At 71.3% G+C, this 16,286-nt stretch carries 17 protein-coding genes; 11 read left to right on the top strand and 6 right to left on the bottom strand.

All coding sequences use genetic code 11. From position 1 onward, the window contains the following. Both VJ976_RS08845 and VJ976_RS08840 read left to right on the top strand, forming a co-directional pair. Nucleotides 1-190: F0F1 ATP synthase subunit epsilon (locus VJ976_RS08845; RefSeq protein WP_324099840.1), on the top strand; the 190-nt coding region annotated here is incomplete at its 5' end. 8 nt (nt 191-198) lie between these two features. Beyond that, nucleotides 199-642: a DUF2550 family protein gene (locus VJ976_RS08840; RefSeq protein ID WP_324099839.1), complete on the top strand. Its 444-nt coding sequence runs from the start codon at nt 199-201 to the stop codon at nt 640-642. Between the two features lie 15 nt (nt 643-657). On the opposite strand, the gene VJ976_RS08835 is transcribed toward VJ976_RS08840, so the two are convergent. From VJ976_RS08835 to nucS, 4 genes are all read right to left on the bottom strand, one after another. Then, the gene (locus tag VJ976_RS08835) at nt 658-1,326 is read right to left on the bottom strand and encodes a cob(I)yrinic acid a,c-diamide adenosyltransferase (RefSeq protein WP_324099838.1); all 669 of its coding nucleotides are present in this window, start codon (nt 1,324-1,326) and stop codon (nt 658-660) included. 41 nt (nt 1,327-1,367) lie between these two features. Then, nucleotides 1,368-2,576: a MalY/PatB family protein gene (locus VJ976_RS08830; protein ID WP_324099837.1), complete on the bottom strand. Its 1,209-nt coding sequence runs from the start codon at nt 2,574-2,576 to the stop codon at nt 1,368-1,370. Between the two features lie 5 nt (nt 2,577-2,581). After that, on the bottom strand, nt 2,582-4,111 hold the full coding sequence (locus VJ976_RS08825; RefSeq protein WP_324099836.1) for a gamma-glutamyltransferase: 1,530 nt from the start codon (nt 4,109-4,111) through the stop codon (nt 2,582-2,584). Between the two features lie 61 nt (nt 4,112-4,172). Next, a complete protein-coding gene (gene nucS / locus VJ976_RS08820) occupies nt 4,173-4,868 on the bottom strand; it encodes an endonuclease NucS (RefSeq protein ID WP_324099835.1) in 696 nt (231 codons plus the stop codon). A 53-nt stretch (nt 4,869-4,921) separates the two neighbouring features. On the opposite strand from nucS, the gene VJ976_RS08815 reads away from it, so the two are divergent. Both VJ976_RS08815 and VJ976_RS08810 read left to right on the top strand, forming a co-directional pair. Continuing rightward, complete coding sequence (locus VJ976_RS08815) at nt 4,922-5,236, top strand: hypothetical protein (protein WP_324099834.1); 315 nt, start codon at nt 4,922-4,924, stop codon at nt 5,234-5,236. Between the two features lie 32 nt (nt 5,237-5,268). Next, a complete protein-coding gene (locus VJ976_RS08810; protein WP_324099833.1) occupies nt 5,269-6,030 on the top strand; it encodes an alpha/beta hydrolase in 762 nt (253 codons plus the stop codon). Here VJ976_RS08810 and mce read toward each other — a convergent pair. Next, nucleotides 6,027-6,485, bottom strand: coding sequence for a methylmalonyl-CoA epimerase (mce, locus tag VJ976_RS08805; protein ID WP_324099832.1), 459 nt, complete (start codon nt 6,483-6,485; stop codon nt 6,027-6,029). The genes VJ976_RS08810 and mce overlap by 4 nt on opposite strands. A gap of 43 nt (nt 6,486-6,528) precedes the next feature. Here mce and VJ976_RS08800 point away from each other — a divergent pair, with 43 nt between their 5' ends. From VJ976_RS08800 to VJ976_RS08785, 4 genes are all read left to right on the top strand, one after another. Then, entirely contained in the window at nt 6,529-8,103 is a 1,575-nt protein-coding gene (locus VJ976_RS08800) for an amidohydrolase (protein ID WP_324099831.1), read from the top strand. 61 nt (nt 8,104-8,164) lie between these two features. Next, complete coding sequence (locus VJ976_RS08795) at nt 8,165-9,358, top strand: acetyl-CoA C-acetyltransferase (RefSeq protein WP_324099830.1); 1,194 nt, start codon at nt 8,165-8,167, stop codon at nt 9,356-9,358. Next, nucleotides 9,351-10,310: a methylmalonyl Co-A mutase-associated GTPase MeaB gene (gene meaB, locus VJ976_RS08790; protein WP_324099829.1), complete on the top strand. Its 960-nt coding sequence runs from the start codon at nt 9,351-9,353 to the stop codon at nt 10,308-10,310. Before VJ976_RS08795 ends, meaB begins: the two co-directional genes overlap by 8 nt. After that, nucleotides 10,303-11,055, top strand: a complete 753-nt coding sequence (locus VJ976_RS08785; protein ID WP_324099828.1) for a DUF1353 domain-containing protein — start codon at nt 10,303-10,305, stop codon at nt 11,053-11,055. Before meaB ends, VJ976_RS08785 begins: the two co-directional genes overlap by 8 nt. 9 nt (nt 11,056-11,064) lie before the next feature. Here VJ976_RS08785 and VJ976_RS08780 read toward each other — a convergent pair whose 3' ends face one another. After that, entirely contained in the window at nt 11,065-12,348 is a 1,284-nt protein-coding gene (locus tag VJ976_RS08780) for an NRAMP family divalent metal transporter (protein WP_324099827.1), read from the bottom strand. A 41-nt stretch (nt 12,349-12,389) separates the two neighbouring features. Here VJ976_RS08780 and VJ976_RS08775 point away from each other — a divergent pair, with 41 nt between their 5' ends. The 3 genes from VJ976_RS08775 (at nt 12,390) to VJ976_RS08765 (ending at nt 16,280) form a co-directional block, all read left to right on the top strand. Next, entirely contained in the window at nt 12,390-14,156 is a 1,767-nt protein-coding gene (locus tag VJ976_RS08775) for an acyl-CoA mutase large subunit family protein (protein ID WP_324099826.1), read from the top strand. 47 nt (nt 14,157-14,203) lie between these two features. After that, nucleotides 14,204-15,265: a hypothetical protein gene (locus VJ976_RS08770; RefSeq protein WP_324099825.1), complete on the top strand. Its 1,062-nt coding sequence runs from the start codon at nt 14,204-14,206 to the stop codon at nt 15,263-15,265. A gap of 64 nt (nt 15,266-15,329) precedes the next feature. Next, nucleotides 15,330-16,280, top strand: a complete 951-nt coding sequence (locus tag VJ976_RS08765) for a tetratricopeptide repeat protein (protein ID WP_324099824.1) — start codon at nt 15,330-15,332, stop codon at nt 16,278-16,280. The last annotated feature ends 6 nt before the right edge of the window (nt 16,281-16,286 follow it).

Genomic DNA, 16,286 nt, shown 5'->3' with positions numbered 1-16,286 from the left:
TGAGCTGGGCATCATGCCCGGCCACACCCCCGTCCTCGGTGTCCTCGTCGGTGGTGAGGTACGAATTCAAGCCTCCGGCGGCACCGAGACCGCCACCATCGACAAGGGGTTCGTCTCCGTCGACCACGACCGCGTCACCATCGTCGCGGAGCAGGTCGACGCCTCGAACATGAGCAGTTCCTCCGGCTGAGCGCAGGGGTGAGTTCAGTACTGCTCTACGTCGTCGCGATCGGCGTTGCGGTGCTGCTTCTGCTAGGGACGTGGGGCTGGACCGCCGTATCGTCGACCGGCACCCGCCGCTCGGGTGCGCGCCGGTTCCCCGCGGGCCTGCGGGCTGAGGACCACGATCGATGGACGATGGGGATGCTCGTCTACCAGGACGACCGGTTGCTGTACCGCAGACCAGGACCGTTGGGGCGTTCGCGGGCGCTGCGCTGGGACCGCTTCGACCTCGAGGTCGGAATCGGGTCGTGGATCGACGGGCAGGACATCTCGCAGCGGTTGCGAGGCGTGGAGATGGTGACCGTGCCGTGTCGCTACGGGGAACAGACCTTCGAGCTCGCGGTCAGTCCGGCCCGCTACACGGCCCTGCGCTCGTGGGTGGAGGCGGGCCCGCCCGGATGGAACGCGGGTGTGGCCTAAGGCTCCGACCCGTCCTCAGTCCTCCTGCTGCTCGCGGTCGTCGCTGTCCTCGTGCTCTGCGCGCGCATGCGTCTCGCGTCCGCCACCCGGAACCCAGAGGACGTCTCCGCCCGCGTTGTGGTTGGCCGCCCGCGACAGGATGAACAGCAGGTCGGACAGGCGGTTGAGGTAGGCCGCCGTCAGCGGGTTCACCCCGCCCTGGCCGGGAGGTGCCGCCTCGGGCGCGGGCTGCGTCCCGTAGACGTCGATCGCTGCCCAGACCGAGCGCTCGGCGCGACGCGTCACCGTACGAGCCACGTGGAAGGCCGCGGCCAGGGGCGACCCGCTCGGAAGCACGAAGGAGCGAAGGGACGAGAGTCCCTCGTTGAAGGAGTCGCAGTCGTGCTCGAGGTCGGTGACCCAGCGCGGGTGTACGCGCAGCGGCTGATGCTCGTACGTCGTCCGCAGGGGCGTGCACAGGTCGGCGCCGACGTCGAAGAGGTCGTTCTGCACTCGTCGCACTACATGCGCCATCGCGTCCGGGATGCCACCCGTGGTCGCGGCGATGCCCAGGGCGGCGTTGGCCTCGTCGGTGTCCGCGTACGCGACGAGCCGCGGATCGGTCTTCGAGGTCCGGCTGAAGTCGCCCAGGCCCGTGGTTCCGTCGTCTCCGGTGCGGGTGTAGATGCGCGAGAGAGTGACCATGAGCCCATCCTCGCAGCCGTCGTCCCGGGCGCGCGACGGCCTCAGCCGCCTCGGCCCCAGGCGCGGGCCAGGCGAGCCGCGATCTCCTCGACGCGGCCGGGGGCGGTGGCCAGGTTCACCCGGACATGGCCACCGCCCCCGGGCCCATAGCCGGCGCCCTGGCCGTCCAGGTGCACCCCCTCCGCGAGAGCCGAACCAGCCGCATCGGGCACCGTCAGCTCTGAGACGTCCAGCCAGGCCAGGTACGTCGCTTCCGCGCGTTCGATACGCACCTGGGGCACCGTCTCCGCCAGGGCTGCCCGGAAGAGACCGTGGTTGCTGGCAATGCGCGAGCGGACGCGGTCCAGCCAGGCGTCGCCGTGGAGGTAGGCCGCCACGGTGGCGCGTTGACCGAGGGTGGTCATCGAGTGGTTCAGCACCGGGTGCAGCGACGCGAGCAGAGCATGGTCACGGGCGCGGTGGCTGACCAGCTGGGCGCAACGCAGCCCGGGCATGTTGAACGCCTTGGTGGCCGAGACCAGAGTCGTGAGCGCGGCGTCCGGTGCGGCCACGGACGCGAAAGGCACGTGGGTATGGCCGGGCAGCGTCAGCCCGGCGTGGATCTCGTCGCTGACGACATGCAGGTCGTACCGCTGCGCCACCTCGCTCAGCGCGGTCAGCTCCGGCGCTGTATAGCAGCGGCCCACGGGGTTGTGCGGCTGGGCGAGTAGCAGTCCGCTCGCTCCCGCAGCGGCGTGGGCCTCGATCGTCTCGATGTCGAGGGTGAGCCGCCCCGGCCAGTCGTCGGCCGCACCCCGGCGCACGAGCGGCACCGGGACGACCGCACGGCCGCAGGACTCGGCCAGCACGTGGAAGGGCGCGTAGACAGGAGTGGGGACGAGGAGAGGACCCGGACGCATGGCGTGGCGCAGGGTCAGGGCCAGTCCCTCCATGACGTCCCCCACCAGCAACACCAGACCGGGGTCCACGGCCCCCGACCACTGTCTCTCGGCGAAGGCCGCAAAGGCCTGAGCCACCCGGTGGCGGTCACGCGGGTCGGGGTAGCCGAAGACCCCGAGCCCCACGTGCCTCTCCACCGCCCGTTGGATCGGCGGGGCGACAGCGAAGTCCATCTCAGCCACCCAGGCGGGGATGACCCACGACTCCTCCTGCGCCCACTTCAGGGGGCCGGCCTGGTGCAGGGTGGCCGGATCGAGGTCCACGAGGTCCACGAGGTCCATGAGCTCCACGTTGTCGTTGTCGGCGCCCACGGGCGTCAGCCGACCGCGGTGGCGGCCGCGCGACGCGGGTCGGCTCCCGCGCTGAGGGCGCCGTCCGGGTGACGCAGGGCGGCGCCCACCCCACCGAAGAACATCGCGTGGGGCTCATGCTCGTGCAGCGGCAGACCCACATCCTCCAGCACCGCGGCGAGGTCGGGATCGCGCTCGTAGTCGATCCGCACCGATCCGTCGTCGAGATGACGGACGTGCATCCGCGGTCGGTCGATCGCTTCCTGGAGGGACTCGCCGTGAACGCAGACGTGCAGGAGCACCTGGGCCAGTGCGGTGGTGATGCGGTCGGCACCGGGCGTCCCGATGGACAGCACGGTCCCGTCGGGGTGTTTCGCCGTGGTGGGCGCCATGTTCGAGGCCATCCGGGTCCCGGGTCGCAGCGAGTGCATGCCGCGGCGGTTGAGCTCTGGCTCGCCCAGGGCGTTGTTGGCCAGCATGCCGGAGCCCGCGACCGTCATCCCCGACCCGTAGCCGGAGGAGGCCGTGATGGCACACGCCATCCCCTCGCTGTCCACCACCGAGACGTGAGCGGTCGAGGCCGGGGTGGGGAGCACATCGCCGGAGCTCCGGGCGATCTGCGCCAGAAGATCGCTGCCCGCGGCCTCGAGGTCGGATGCGACGTCCATCCTCGACAGGCGGATGTCCAGCACGCGGCGCATCACCGTGGCGGCATCCTTGGCGGTGACCGGTCGCTGGTCTGCGCTGCCCAGCAAGCGCACCATCGCCGTGAGCACTGGGCCGCCGATCGCCGGGGGCGGGTTGCACGCCAGGTCCCAGTCGCGTAGCCGGGCACGCAGCGCGTCGCGCACCACCGGCGTGTAGGCAGCGAGGTCGGCCCGGGTGAGCAGGCCGCCTCGGGCCTGCACGTCGTCGGCCAAGGCGTGGCCCACCTCGCCGGTGTAGACCACCGAGGCTCCCTCGGCCGCGATCACCTCCAGGGTCGCCGCCAGGTCGGCGTCCACGATGAGGTCGCCGGCCCGCAGCGGCGCGCCCTCCCGGGTGTAGACGTCCCGGGTGACCGGGTCCCAGGCGAAGATGCTGTCGGCCACGAGACTGCTGTAGGTCTCGGCCGTCCGGCTCACGCAGAAGCCGTGGTCGACCGCTCGCACGGCAGGGGCGAGCAGGTCGGCCCAAGGCGCCGCTCCGAAGCGGTCGTGGGCCCAGCCCATCGCGGCGAACATGCCCGGGGTGGCCACCGAGCCGGGCCCCGCGTACGTGGTCAGACCGCCGCCGTAGGTGGTCACGCACTCGATCAGGCCCTGCCCGAAACGATCGCGGGATGCCCCCCGACCGGGCATCTCGACGTTGCCGTCTACGACCACCGGCGAACCGTGCTCGGGCCACAGGTTGATGTAGCAGCCGCCCAGTGGACTGATGATCCCCGGTTCGGTCACGGAGGCGGCGACCATGGCCGCCACGGTGGCGTCCAGGGCGTTACCGCCATCGGCCAGCACCTCCAGCGCCGACTGGGTCGCGGTCGGGTTGGGCGCGGCGATGGCAGCGCGTCGGGTCATCGGTGCATTGTGCCTCATCCGCCGAGCCCGAAGACCACCTCAGGACGAGCGGTGGTCGGCGTCAGAACAGGCGCTGCTCAGCGTCGTCGAGGCCCCGAAGGGCCTCGTAGTCCAGCGTGACGCACCGGATCCCGCGGTCGGTGGCCAGGACCTTGGCCTGTGGCCGAATCGCCTGGGCGGCGAAGACACCCCCGACCGGGCGCAGGTGGGGGTCGCGGTTCAGCAGCTCCAGGTAGCGGGTCAGCTGCTCCACGCCGTCGATGTCCCCGCGACGTTTGATCTCCACGGCGACCGTCTGCCCGTGCTCGTCACGGCAGAGGATGTCCACCGGACCGATCGCCGTCGGGTACTCGCGCCGCAGCAGGCGATAACCCTCGCCGAGGGTATGGATGTGCTCGGCCAGCAGCTCCTGCAGCTGCGCCTCCACGCCGCTCTTGACCAACCCGGGGTCGATCCCGAGGTCGTGCGCCGTGTCGCTGAGGATCTCGAAGAGACGGATGCGCAACGTCTCCTCGCGCTTGGCGTGTTGCACCAGCCATACCGCGCATACCCCCTCGGCGGCCTCCAGGTCGCCGGGCTCGAGCTCGACGAGCCGGCACGGGGGCGACATCCAGTTCAACGGCTTGTAGGAGCCGCCGTCGGAGTGGACCAGCACCGAACCGTCGGCCTTGAGGACCAGCAGGCGGGTCGCCGTGGGCAGATGAGCCTCGAGGGCGCCCTGGTAGTCCACGTTGCACCGAGCTATGACCACGCGCACGCCCACCGACTGTAGTGCCTCGGCGCCCCGCGCCGCCGTGGCAGGATCGGTGCATGCCGCGGTCCAACCGCCCGCGCCGTCGCCCGGGTCAACGCGGGGCCCCGGCGCGCGCCCCCGGCGCGGGTGCCGAGCGGCCCCCGAACACCGTGCGCTTCGCCGGGACCCTGTGGACGGTGCGCGAGGTGCGGGGGAACGACTCGGGGCGTGCCTTCCGATGCCCCGGCTGTCAGCAGCAGGTGCTCGCCTCCACGCCCCACACCGTGGCCTGGCCCAGCCAGACCATGCACGGGGTGGAGAACCGTCGGCACTGGCACACCCGCTGCTGGGCTGCCCGCGAGCGTCGCAAGCCGGGAGGCTCTTTCGCCTGAGCGGCCTGCGCGCCGCACTACAGTGAGGCGCCATGAGCGGCACCGATCAGATCCGGTCGAACACCGTCCTCGCCGCGCGCCGGGAGGACATCGAGCTGCACACCGCCGACGGGGTGAGGCTGGTCGGAGAGCTTGCCCTGCCGCTGGAGCGCGAACCCGTGGCCACGCTGGTGACGTTGCACCCGTTGCCGACCGAGGGCGGGTATATGGACTCGCACGTGCTGAAGAAGGCCTCCTACCGTCTACCGGCGCTGGCCGACGTGGCCGTGTTGCGCTTCAACACCCGGGGCACCTCCTCGCCGCGGGGAAGGAGCGAGGGAACATTCGACGAGGGAGGGGACGAGCGGTTCGACGTGGCGGCGGCGATCGAGTACGCCGAGTTCCACGAGACGCCCAGGCTGCCACGCCGGTGGCTGGTGGGCTGGTCGTTCGGCACCGACCTGGCCCTCATGCACGGGGCCGATCCCTCCATCGAGGGGGCGATCCTGCTGAGCCCGCCGTTGCGTAAGGCAGGGCGTGAGCACCTCGAGCACTGGGCCGACTTCGGTCGGCCGGTCGTGGCGTTGGTGCCCGAGCACGACGACTTCCTGCAGCCCGGTGAGGCAGCTGAGCGCTTCGCACCGTTGAGGCAGGCTGAGGTGAAGGGGATCGAGAGCTGCAAGCACCTGTGGGTCGGGGAGAAGATGGTGCGCCGGGCCCTGAACGAGATCGTGTCGGTCGTGGCTCCCGAGGTGGGGGAGCTGCCCACCGAGGTCGACGCCGACCTCGTGGTCGGTGAGTCCTCGGCTCGCTAGCTCGCGTCCTCGGGTGAGGTCGTGCTGGGCTGGACCAGCTCGATGAGCACCCCGCCGGTGTCCTTGGGATGGGCGAAGTTGATCAGGCTCCCGCCGGTCCCGCGCCGGGGGCTGTCGTACAGAACGCGGACTCCGTCCTCACGCAGGCGGGCCGCCGCGGCCTCGACGTCGCGCACCCGGTAGGCGAGCTGCTGCAGTCCCGGCCCGCTGCGCTCCAGGAACCGTGCGATGGCGCAGTCCGGCCGCAGCGGTGCCAGCAGCTGGACGGCGGCTCCGTTCCCGCCGGCGGCGGGGGTCAGCATCGCCTCGACCACCCCCTGGTCCTCGTTCTCCTCGCGGTGGGTCACCCGGAGCCCGAAGGTCTCGCAGTGGAAGGCGATGGCCGCGTCCAGGTCGGGTACCGCGATGCCGACATGGTCGACGGCTTGCACCAGGGCACTCAGGTCCGCAGTCATGCCGGTGAGGGTACCGGCCGCGGGGCAGCGTACGGTTTCGGCCATGAGCGAGCTCGTGGTCCAGGACGCTCGCATGGTCCCGCTGGACCCGACAGGACGGGCGGGCCAGGACGAGAGCGGAGCAACCCGGGACTCCGGTGCGACGGTCGACATCCGGATCCGCGACGGACGCATCGACGAGGTGGCACCGGGCGGCAGCCTCAGGCCCGGGGCCTCGGTGCCCGTGCTCGCGGCCCAGGGTCGGTGGGCCCTGCCCGGCCTGTGGGACCACCACGTGCACATGACGCAGTGGGCGCTGTCGTACAGCCGGCTGGACACCTCAGCGGCGGCGGACCCGGGCCATGCCTGCCGCCTGGTGGCTCAGGCTCTGCGGCACGGAGCGGCGCACACGCCCACGGGGATGCTGACCGGATGGGGCCATCGGCTGGCCGAATGGCCGCGGCAGCCCACGGTGGCCGAGCTGGACGCCGTCTCCGGATCCACCCCGGTGGTCCTGATCAGTGGCGACGGCCACCACGGCTGGGTGAACTCGGCGGCGCAACGGCTGCTCGGCGTCTCACCGCGTCAGGACGTGGTCGCCGAGGAGGAGTGGTTCGACCTGTACGGGACGCTGGACTCGCTGCCCGGCGCGGAGGCGGAAAGCGAGGCCGGGATCCCGCTGGCCGTGCAGCGCGCCCGGGAACGCGGGGTAGTGGGCATCGTCGACCTGGAGTTCGCGCGCCCGTGGGAGCAGTGGCCGCAACGGTACGCCGCGGGGGTGGGCCCGTGGCGCGTTCGCACCGGGGTCTACCCGGCCCGCCTGGAGGAGATCATCGCCATGGGGTGGCGCACCGGCACGACCCTGCCCGGCACCGGCGGCATGGTGACGCAGGGGCCCCTGAAGATCATCTCCGACGGTTCGCTGAACACGCGCACCGCCTGGTGCTGCGAGCCGTACGCCGACGGCGGCGACCTCGCCGACCCTGCCGGCAAGGCCAACCTGAGCGTGCACCAGATGGTCGAGCTGGTCGCCCGTGGTCACGCACACGGCCTCTCGGCGGCGTTGCACGCGATCGGTGATGCTGCGGTCAGCGCGGTGCTCGAGGTGTTCGAGGTGACCGGCGCCCGGGGCACCATCGAGCACGCCCAGCTGCTGCGGCCGGCCGACCTGCCCCGCTGGGCCCGGCTGCCGGTGACGGCGAGCGTGCAGCCGGCGCACCTGCTGGACGACCGCAGCGTGACCGAGCACTGCTGGCCCGACCGCGCGGAGCGCTCGTTCATGGTGGGTGGGCTGCTGCGTGCCGGGATCCCGGTGGCGCTGGGCTCGGACGCGCCGGTCGCGCCGTTGGACCCCTGGCTCGCGATGGCCACGGCGGTGCACCGCGGTCCGCCGGCGGAGCCCGGCTGGCACGAGGAGCAGGCCATCAGCGCCCGCGAGGCGCTCGCGGCCAGTGTGGACGGCCAGCGTCTCGCTCCCGGCGCCCGGGGAGACGTGGTGCTGACCGACGCCGACCCCCTCGGCCGGTCCGGTCGGGCCGGCCGGCCCTCGGGTGAGGTGGCCGAGAGCCTGCGCGCGATGTCCGTCGCTGCCACCGTCATCGGGGGCACGGTGAGCGTCGGCGAGTCGTTGCTGCGCTGACCTGCCGTGCGCTGCTGCTTCGCGGGCCTGACGGCGTCGGGTCGGCGATACAGTGATCGCCATGTCCGTCATCGCAGCCGGGGCACGCACCCCGATCGGCCGACTGCTGGGCTCGCTGAAGGACTTCTCGGCGGCCGAGCTGGGCGGCATGGCCATCGCTGGGGCGCTGCAACGGTCAGGCGTCGCCCCCTCCGAGGTCGACTACGTGATCATGGGGCAGGTCCTCACCGCCGGCGCCGGCCAGATCCCGGCGCGTCAGGCTGCGGTGCACGCCGGCATCGGGATGGACGTCCCGGCCCTGAGCATCAACAAGGTGTGTCTGTCCGGCCTCGACGCCATCGCTATGGCCGACCAGCTCATCCGAGCCGGTGAGTTCGAGGTCGTGGTGGCCGGCGGCCAGGAGTCGATGACGAACGCCCCGCACCTGTTGCCCCGTTCCCGTGCGGGGTACAAGTTCGGCGACGTCACCCTGCGCGACCACATGGCCGTCGACGGCCTCTGGGACGTCTTCACCGACCAGGCGATGGGCAGCCTCACCGACGCGGTCAACCGTCCCTCCGCCGACACACACCGGTTCAGCCGCGATGAGCAGGACGCCTACGCCGTGCGCAGCCACCATCGCGCGGCGGCCGCCCGGGACGACGGGAGGCTGGCCGAGGAGATCGTGCCGGTCCCTGTCCCGCAGCGCCGGGGAGACCCTGTCCCGTTCGAGAGCGACGAGGGCATCCGGGAGAGCTCCAGCGTGGAGGCACTCGCCGCTCTGCCCCCCGCCTTTCACCCTGACGGCACCATCACGGCGGGCTCCGCCTCGCCCATCAGTGACGGGGCCTGTGCCGTGGTGGTGATGAGCGAGTCCAAGGCCGAGGAGCTGGGCGTGCAGCCCCTGGCCCACATCGGCGCCCACGGCGTGGTCGCGGGGCCGGACTCCAGCCTGCAGAGCCAGCCCTCCCGGGCCATCTCGGCAGCCTGCGCCAAAGACGGCATCGACCCGGCCGGGCTGGACCTGGTCGAGGTCAACGAGGCCTTCGCGGCCGTGGCCCTGGCCTCGATGACCGACCTCGACATGGACGCGGAGCGGGTCAACGTCAACGGCGGGGCCATCGCGATGGGCCATCCGATCGGCGCGTCGGGAGCCCGGATCACCCTGCACCTGGCGATGGAGCTGGCCCGGCGTGGGGGAGGGACCGGTGCGGCCGCCCTGTGCGGCGGTGGTGGGCAGGGCGACGCGCTCGTCCTGCGCGTCGGGCATGCGTAGAGCCCGGGAGGTCGATGTCCGTGCGTGGGTGGCCTCGGCTCGGGAGGGTTCGCCCCGGGCCGTCGCGCGGCTGATCACTCTGGTCGAGAACTCCCACCCGGCCCTGCCCGAGGTCATGGCGGTCCTGGCGCCGCATACCGGTCACGCCTGGCTCATCGGGCTGACCGGGAGCCCAGGCGTCGGGAAGTCCACCACGACGACCATGCTGGTGCGCGCGTTCCGCGACGAGGGGCTGCGGGTGGGGGTCCTCGCGGTTGACCCCTCCTCGCCCTTCTCGGGGGGCGCCCTGCTGGGCGACCGCGTCCGGATGAGCGACCACGCGCTGGACACGGGTGTCTACGTGCGCTCCATGGCCAGCCGGGGGCACCTGGGTGGGCTGGCCGCGGCGACACCCCAAGCGTTGCGGGTCTTGGACGGGGCCGGATGTGACGTCGTCATCGTCGAGACGGTGGGCGTGGGGCAGAGCGAGGTGGAGGTGACCGGCCTGGCGGACACCACCGTCGTGCTGCTCGCCCCGGGCATGGGCGACGGTGTGCAGGCGGCCAAGGCGGGCATCCTGGAGGTCGGGGACGTTCTCGTGGTGAACAAGGCCGACCGCACCGGCGCCGACTCCACGGCGCGCGAGCTGCGCCAGATGATCTCCCTCGGCGACCGCACCCAGCCCGGGATGTGGCGACCGCCGGTGCTCAAGACGATGGCCGACCGTGGCGAAGGCCGCGAAGAGCTGGTGGCCGCCTTGCGCAAGCACCGCGACCACACGCGAGCCTCGGGGGAGTGGCAGCGCCGGCGGGTGAGCAGGGCCGAGCGCGAGGTCGAGGCGATCGCGCTGGCTCGTCTGCGCGAACGGATGCGTGGCCTGCCCGACGGTTCCTCGCTGCATGAGGTGGCCGAGCGGGTGGCCGCCGGAGACCTCGACCCCTACGCCGCCGCTCGGCAGGTGCTGGATGGCTAGGTTCTTCGACGCCGCAGACGGCGGACCGCTCCGCCTCGAGCTGCGCAGTCTCGACGGTCGCGACTTCACCGTCCTGCGGCGGATCGGCTACGACAGTGACCGCCACGCCGAGCCGTTCGTGGTGCCCGCGGACCGCGAGACGTTCGCCACCGACCTCGCGTCGGTACCCCGGCTGCTCACCTGGCTGGTCCCCCGCAGCGGGGTCTTCCTCCCGGCCGCGGTGCTGCACGACGCACTCACCGAGCCGGGTCAGCACCTCGGCCCGGAGGTCGACCGGGTCGAGGCCGACCGGCTCTTCCGGGAGGCGATGATCGGGCTGGGCACCGGCACAGTGCGGGCATGGCTGATGTGGTCGGCGGTCACGGCCACCACGATGTGGCTGGCGCCGCAGCTCACCCGCCGGGTCGCGCTCGTGCTCACGCTCGGGTTGGTGCTCGTCCTCGGGGGACTGGCCACCCTCGACCTGTTGGACCTGTGGGACGTGCTTCCGTGGATGGGGCAGCGGCCCCTCGTCGCCGAGCTGGTGTGGGGTGCCGTGTTCGCCGTGTTGGTGCCCTGGGTCCTGTCGCTGACCTGGGGCCGGCTCTGGCCGGCCGGAACGATCCTCGGGGTGGCCCTGGCTCTGCTCTGGCACATCACCGCCGTGCTGGCCGGGCTCTACTTGACCTACCTCGCGTTGGAACGGGCGGTCAGCGGGCCGGCCGGGGCCCGCGGCGAGCACGCGCGCTGGTCGCCGCCCGGCTAGCGCAGGCGTCTAGCCGACCAGACCCAGGAAGTTGAGCACGAACAGCACGGCGAAGCCGCCGAGGTAGACCAGACCTGCGTAGGACAGAACCCGCAGCCCTGGGCTGAGCGTGCTCTCACCACGCACCAGACTGAAGTTGAGCCACGCGAAGATCGGGGCGGTGATGAAGGCACTGATCATGGCGAAGGTCAGCATCGCGGCCAGCGAGGAGCTCATGGCGAGAATGATGACCAGCCCGAGGCCCGCGATGACCGTCAGCCAGATGTTCAGCGACCGCTTGCTGAAGTCGGACTGCCCGCGCAGCAGTCGCAGCGACTCGGCGCACGCCCGTGAGTAACCGTCGACCACGGTGATCACCGTGCCGTACATGCACGCGAACGCGATCACCGACATGAGCGGCACGGCCCACTGGCCGATGGCGGTGCCGTACATCGCGAGCAGCTGGCCGACGTAGGCGCCCCCTTCGTTGGCCACCTCCACGCCGGAGCCGTACTGCACGAGCGCCCCCAGGGCCAGGAAGAACAGGGCCAGCCCGGCTGAGGTCACATAGCCGACGTTGAAGTCGAACAGGACGTCCTTGATCTTGCTGGGACTGATCTCCTGCTTGGCCCTGATCCACAGCGAGTTCAGCGCGCTGATCTCGATCGGCGCCGGCATCCACCCCATGATGGCCACCAGGAACGGCAGGGTCGCCCAGGTCCATGGTGAGGGCTCGACGAAGTCGGCGGCGCGGGCCGACCCCGCCGACGCCGCCATGAACGTGGCCACCACCGTGGCGAGGGTGAGCGTGAGGATGATCAGCTTGGTGACCTTGTCCAGCGCCCGGTAGTGCCCGGCGACGAGCAGCAGCCACGCGGAGGCCATCATCACCGTCGCCAGGACGGGGATGCTGCCGGACAGGCTGTCCGGCAGCATGAAGCCGAGGATGACCGCGCACAGCAGACCGACCCCGGCGGTGGAGATCACCGAGGAAACCGAGGCCAGTGCGAAGAAGATCCACAGGTAGGCCCGCCCCTTGGCGGCGTATCCCTCGACCAGGGATCGGCCGCTCTCCATGGTGTACTGCGGCCCGAACCGGAAGAAGGGGTACTTCAGCAGGTTCGCGAGCACGACCACGAACGCCAGCTGCCACCCGAAGCGGGCCCCGGCCTGGGTCGAGGAGATGAGGTGGGACCCGCCGATGGCGGCCGAGGCCATGAGGATCCCCGGACCCAGGGCGGCCAGGCGAGCTGCCCACACACCGGGTTCGGCCGTGCTGGACGGGGAGGAGATGGTCGCGTCGGTGCGGGCCATGTGGGAAACCTAGCAGCGGGAGCCAGGCTAGGGTGGCAGGCGTGTCCAACGGCGCCGTTGACTCCGACCATGCACCCACGCCCCGGGCCACCGGGCGCGCGGCCTGGGAGGCGCGCTACGCCCAGGCGCTCGCCGAGGGGCGGGTCCGCGAGGCCGACTTCACCACCCTGTCCGGCACCCCCGTGCAGCCGGTCTACGGGCCCAGCAGCGAGGTCGAGGCGGTCGACGAGCGTATGGAGCGGATCGGCTGGCCGGGTCAGTTCCCGTATACGCGGGGCCTGCACGCCACCGGCTACCGGGGCCGGGCGTGGACGATCCGGCAGTTCGCCGGCTTCGGCAACGCCCGGCAGACCAACGAGCGGTACAAGATGATCCTGGCCCACGGTGGGGGAGGGCTCTCGGTGGCCTTCGACATGCCCACCCTCATGGGCCGGGACAGCGACGACCCGCAGTCTCTGGGCGAGGTCGGGCACTGTGGGGTGGCGATCGACTCGGCGTCGGACATGGATGAGCTCTTCCGCGACATCACCCTGTCGGACGTGACGACCTCCATGACCATCAGCGGACCCGCCGTCCCGGTCTTCTGCATGTACCTGGCGGCGGCCGAGCGCCAAGGGGTCGATGTCTCCACGCTCAACGGCACGCTCCAGACGGACATCTTCAAGGAGTACATCGCCCAGAAGGAGTGGCTCTTCCCGCCACAGCCACACCTGCGGCTGATCGGGGACCTGATCGAGTACACCTCCAGCACGATCCCGGCCTACAAGCCGCTGTCGGTCTCCGGCTACCACATCCGGGAGGCGGGGGCCACGGCCGCCCAGGAGCTGGCGTTCACCCTCGCCGACGGGTTCGGCTACCTCGAGCTGGGGATGGCTCGGGGTCTGGACATCGACGTCTTCGCCCCCGGCCTCTCGTTCTTCTTCGACTCCCATCTCGACTTCTTCGAGGAGATCGCCAAGTTCAGGGCAGCTCGCCGCATCTGGGCGCGGTGGACTCGCGACGTCTATGGCGCGAGGACCGCCAAGGCCATGTCGCTGCGGTTCCATACCCAGACGGCGGGGGTCTCGCTGACCGCGCAGCAGCCGATGAACAACGTGGTGCGGACCACCACCCAAGCCTTGGCCGCGGTACTGGGCGGGACGAGCTCGCTGCACACCAACGCCATGGATGAGACCCTGGCTCTGCCCAGTGAGCAGTCCGCGGAAGTGGCGCTGCGCACGCAGCAGGTGTTGATGGAGGAGACCGGGGTCGCCAACGTGGCCGACCCGCTGGGCGGGTCCTGGTACGTCGAGGCCCTCACCGACGAGATCGAGCGGCAGGCCGAGGAGATCTTCGCGACCATCCGAGCCATGGGTCAGAGCGAGGCGGACGGGGGCGGCGCCGACGTCGGCAAGGCCGCGCACCCCGTGGGGACGATGACCTCGGGCATCCTGCGGGGCATCGAGGACGGATGGTTCTCGGCTCAGATCGCCGAGGCCGCGTTCGACTACCAGCGCCGGTTGGAGGCGGGGGAGAAGAAGATCGTCGGGGTCAACTGTCACACCGCCTCGGTCAGCCACGAGCTGGAGATCATGCGAGTGAGCCATGAGGTCGAACGCGAGCAGAGCACCATGGTCGCCGCCCGCCGGGGGGCCCGGGACGAGGCTGCCGTGCAGCACGGCCTGCGGGCGCTGCGGGACCGGGCACTGGGCACCGGCAGCATGATCCCGCCGATGTTGGACGCGGTCCGCGCCGAGGCCACGCTCGGTGAGATATGCGACATTCTGCGCGAAGTGTGGGGCACCTACTCCGAGCCGGCGAGATTCTAGACGAGACGAATTTCGTGGCCACCGCGGGCGGTGTCTACCCTCGCTGGGTGACACGTTCTCGCCTCGCCGCCGCCGCGGCGCTGTCCGCCCTGTTGTTCGCCTCGGCCTGCAGCGATACCGATGACGGAGGCTCCGAAGGCTCCTCGTCCGGCTCCGGCGGCTCCGACTCCGGCTCGCAGACCTCCTCCGCCGCAGAGTCGGACACCGTCACCGCCGCACCCGAGGGTGTCGCCTCGGTGAGCCTGGAGGAGGCTCAGGACATCGCGACGAACCTGTTGAGCACGGCGGCTCAGGTGCAGAACGGTGACGGCGAGGAGATCGCGGACGACGCCGAGTCCGCCTACCGGGGGCACACGTACTACGCCGCCTTGGCGGCTGACGAGCTGGAGGCCGTCGAGGGCAAGCCGGAACGCCGAGACCTCATCTCCGACCCCGTCGAGCCCAACGTGCTGGCCATCAGCCGCGAGGACGGTCAGTCCCCCCTGCTCATCCTGGTGCAGACGGTGCCCGACTCCGGCGCGCCAGAGCTCTTCGTGCTGTCCAGCCCCGACGACGACCCCGACAGGTTCCGGATCGCGTGGTGGGCTCCGATGCTGCCGGGCACCGACATCGGGTCCTTCGACCGGCGCAGCGTCGGCAGCCCGGTGGTGCGCCAGGGGGCGGGAGACCTGTCGCGGTCCCCGAGGCGGGCCTTCACCCAGCTGGCTGAGCTCGTCGACTACCCGCGCGCCGAGGACCCTGCGCAGATCAAGACCAACGGCTACGCCCCGCAGGTGCGTGAGGCGGCGCAGAAGCAGGCCGATGAGGTGTCCGAGCAGGCCCGGTTCAGCGAGAAGAACGCGCTGAGGACACAGACGTACACCTTCTACCGTGAGGACGGCTCGGCCGTCTCGTTCGCCGCCCTGAAGCGCGAGTCGGAGTTCGATGTGCGCGACGGGATGGAGCTGACTCCGCCGGAGGCCTTCCTCGCCTTCGAGGATGATGAGTCCATCACCGCGCGAGCCCGGCTCGACTCCTATGTCTACGCCGCACTGACCATTCCCCAGGACGACTCGCGGCCGGAGATGATCGCCGCCCGTGAGCAGCTCATCAACGCCGCTGGGTCCTGAGAGCCCAGACTCAGGCCTGCAGCCGCGTTCGGCTAATGCGGGCCGGATCGGCGACAATGGGAACATGACACAGCAGCCCCTGAGTGCCGCGGCCATGCGCGGCGCGGTCGACCTGTCCTCCCTGGCCAAAAAGCCCACGCCCGACGCGTCGGGCTCCCAGGCGGGCGCGGAGGGCATGGTCGAAGCGACGGACCAGACGTTCGAAGCCGTGGTCAACGCCACCACCTCGGTCCCGGCGGTGATGGTGGTCTGGAGCCCGCAGGTCCCGGAGTCCCGGCAGCACGCGGAAGCGCTGGTCGGACTGTCACGCGAGTACGAGGGTCGCTTCCAGGTGGTCGGTGTCGAGCTGGACCGGAACCCGGGGATCCTTCAGGCGCTGACCCCGATGCTGCAGCAGACCTTCGGCCAGGTCGACGCGCTGCCCATCGTGCTCGGCCTGGTGCAGGGGCAGCCGATGCCGTTCTACCTCGGCGTCCAGGAGATGAGCGCGTTACGCCCGCTGATGGACAAGTTCCTCGAGGCGGCGGCCCAGCAGGGGGTGACCGGGCGTGCGGACGTCGGGCTCGCAGACGACGCGGCCGACGAGGAGCAGGAGCCGGAGGTCCCGCCGCTGCACGCCGAAGCCGTCGAGGCCATCGACCGTGGCGACTTCGAGGCGGCCGCCGCGGCCTACAGCGCGGCTCTGCGACAGGACCCTGCGGACGAGGAGGCCCGCCTCGGCCTGGCGCAGGTGACGCTGATGCAGCGCACGGCGACGATGGACCCGGTGCAGGTGCGCCGCGAGGCCGCGCAGGCGCCCACCGATGTCCCGGCCCAGTGTGCGGCCGCCGACCTGGAGCTCGTCGGCGGCCACGTCGAGGATGCCTTCGCCCGGCTGGTCGACCTGGTGCGCCAGACCACCGGCGACGAGCGGGCCGCCGCTCGGGATCACCTCTTGGCGCAGTTCGACGTCGTCGGCACGACCGACCCGCGGGTGAGCGCGGCCCGTCGCGCCCTGACCAACGCGCTGTTCTAGCTCGCG

Source organism: Ornithinimicrobium sp., assembly GCF_035267225.1.
GTDB lineage: Bacteria > Actinomycetota > Actinomycetes > Actinomycetales > Dermatophilaceae > Ornithinicoccus.
Note: the sequence above shows the minus strand (reverse complement) of the source record. Positions and strands in the feature narration are given on the sequence as shown.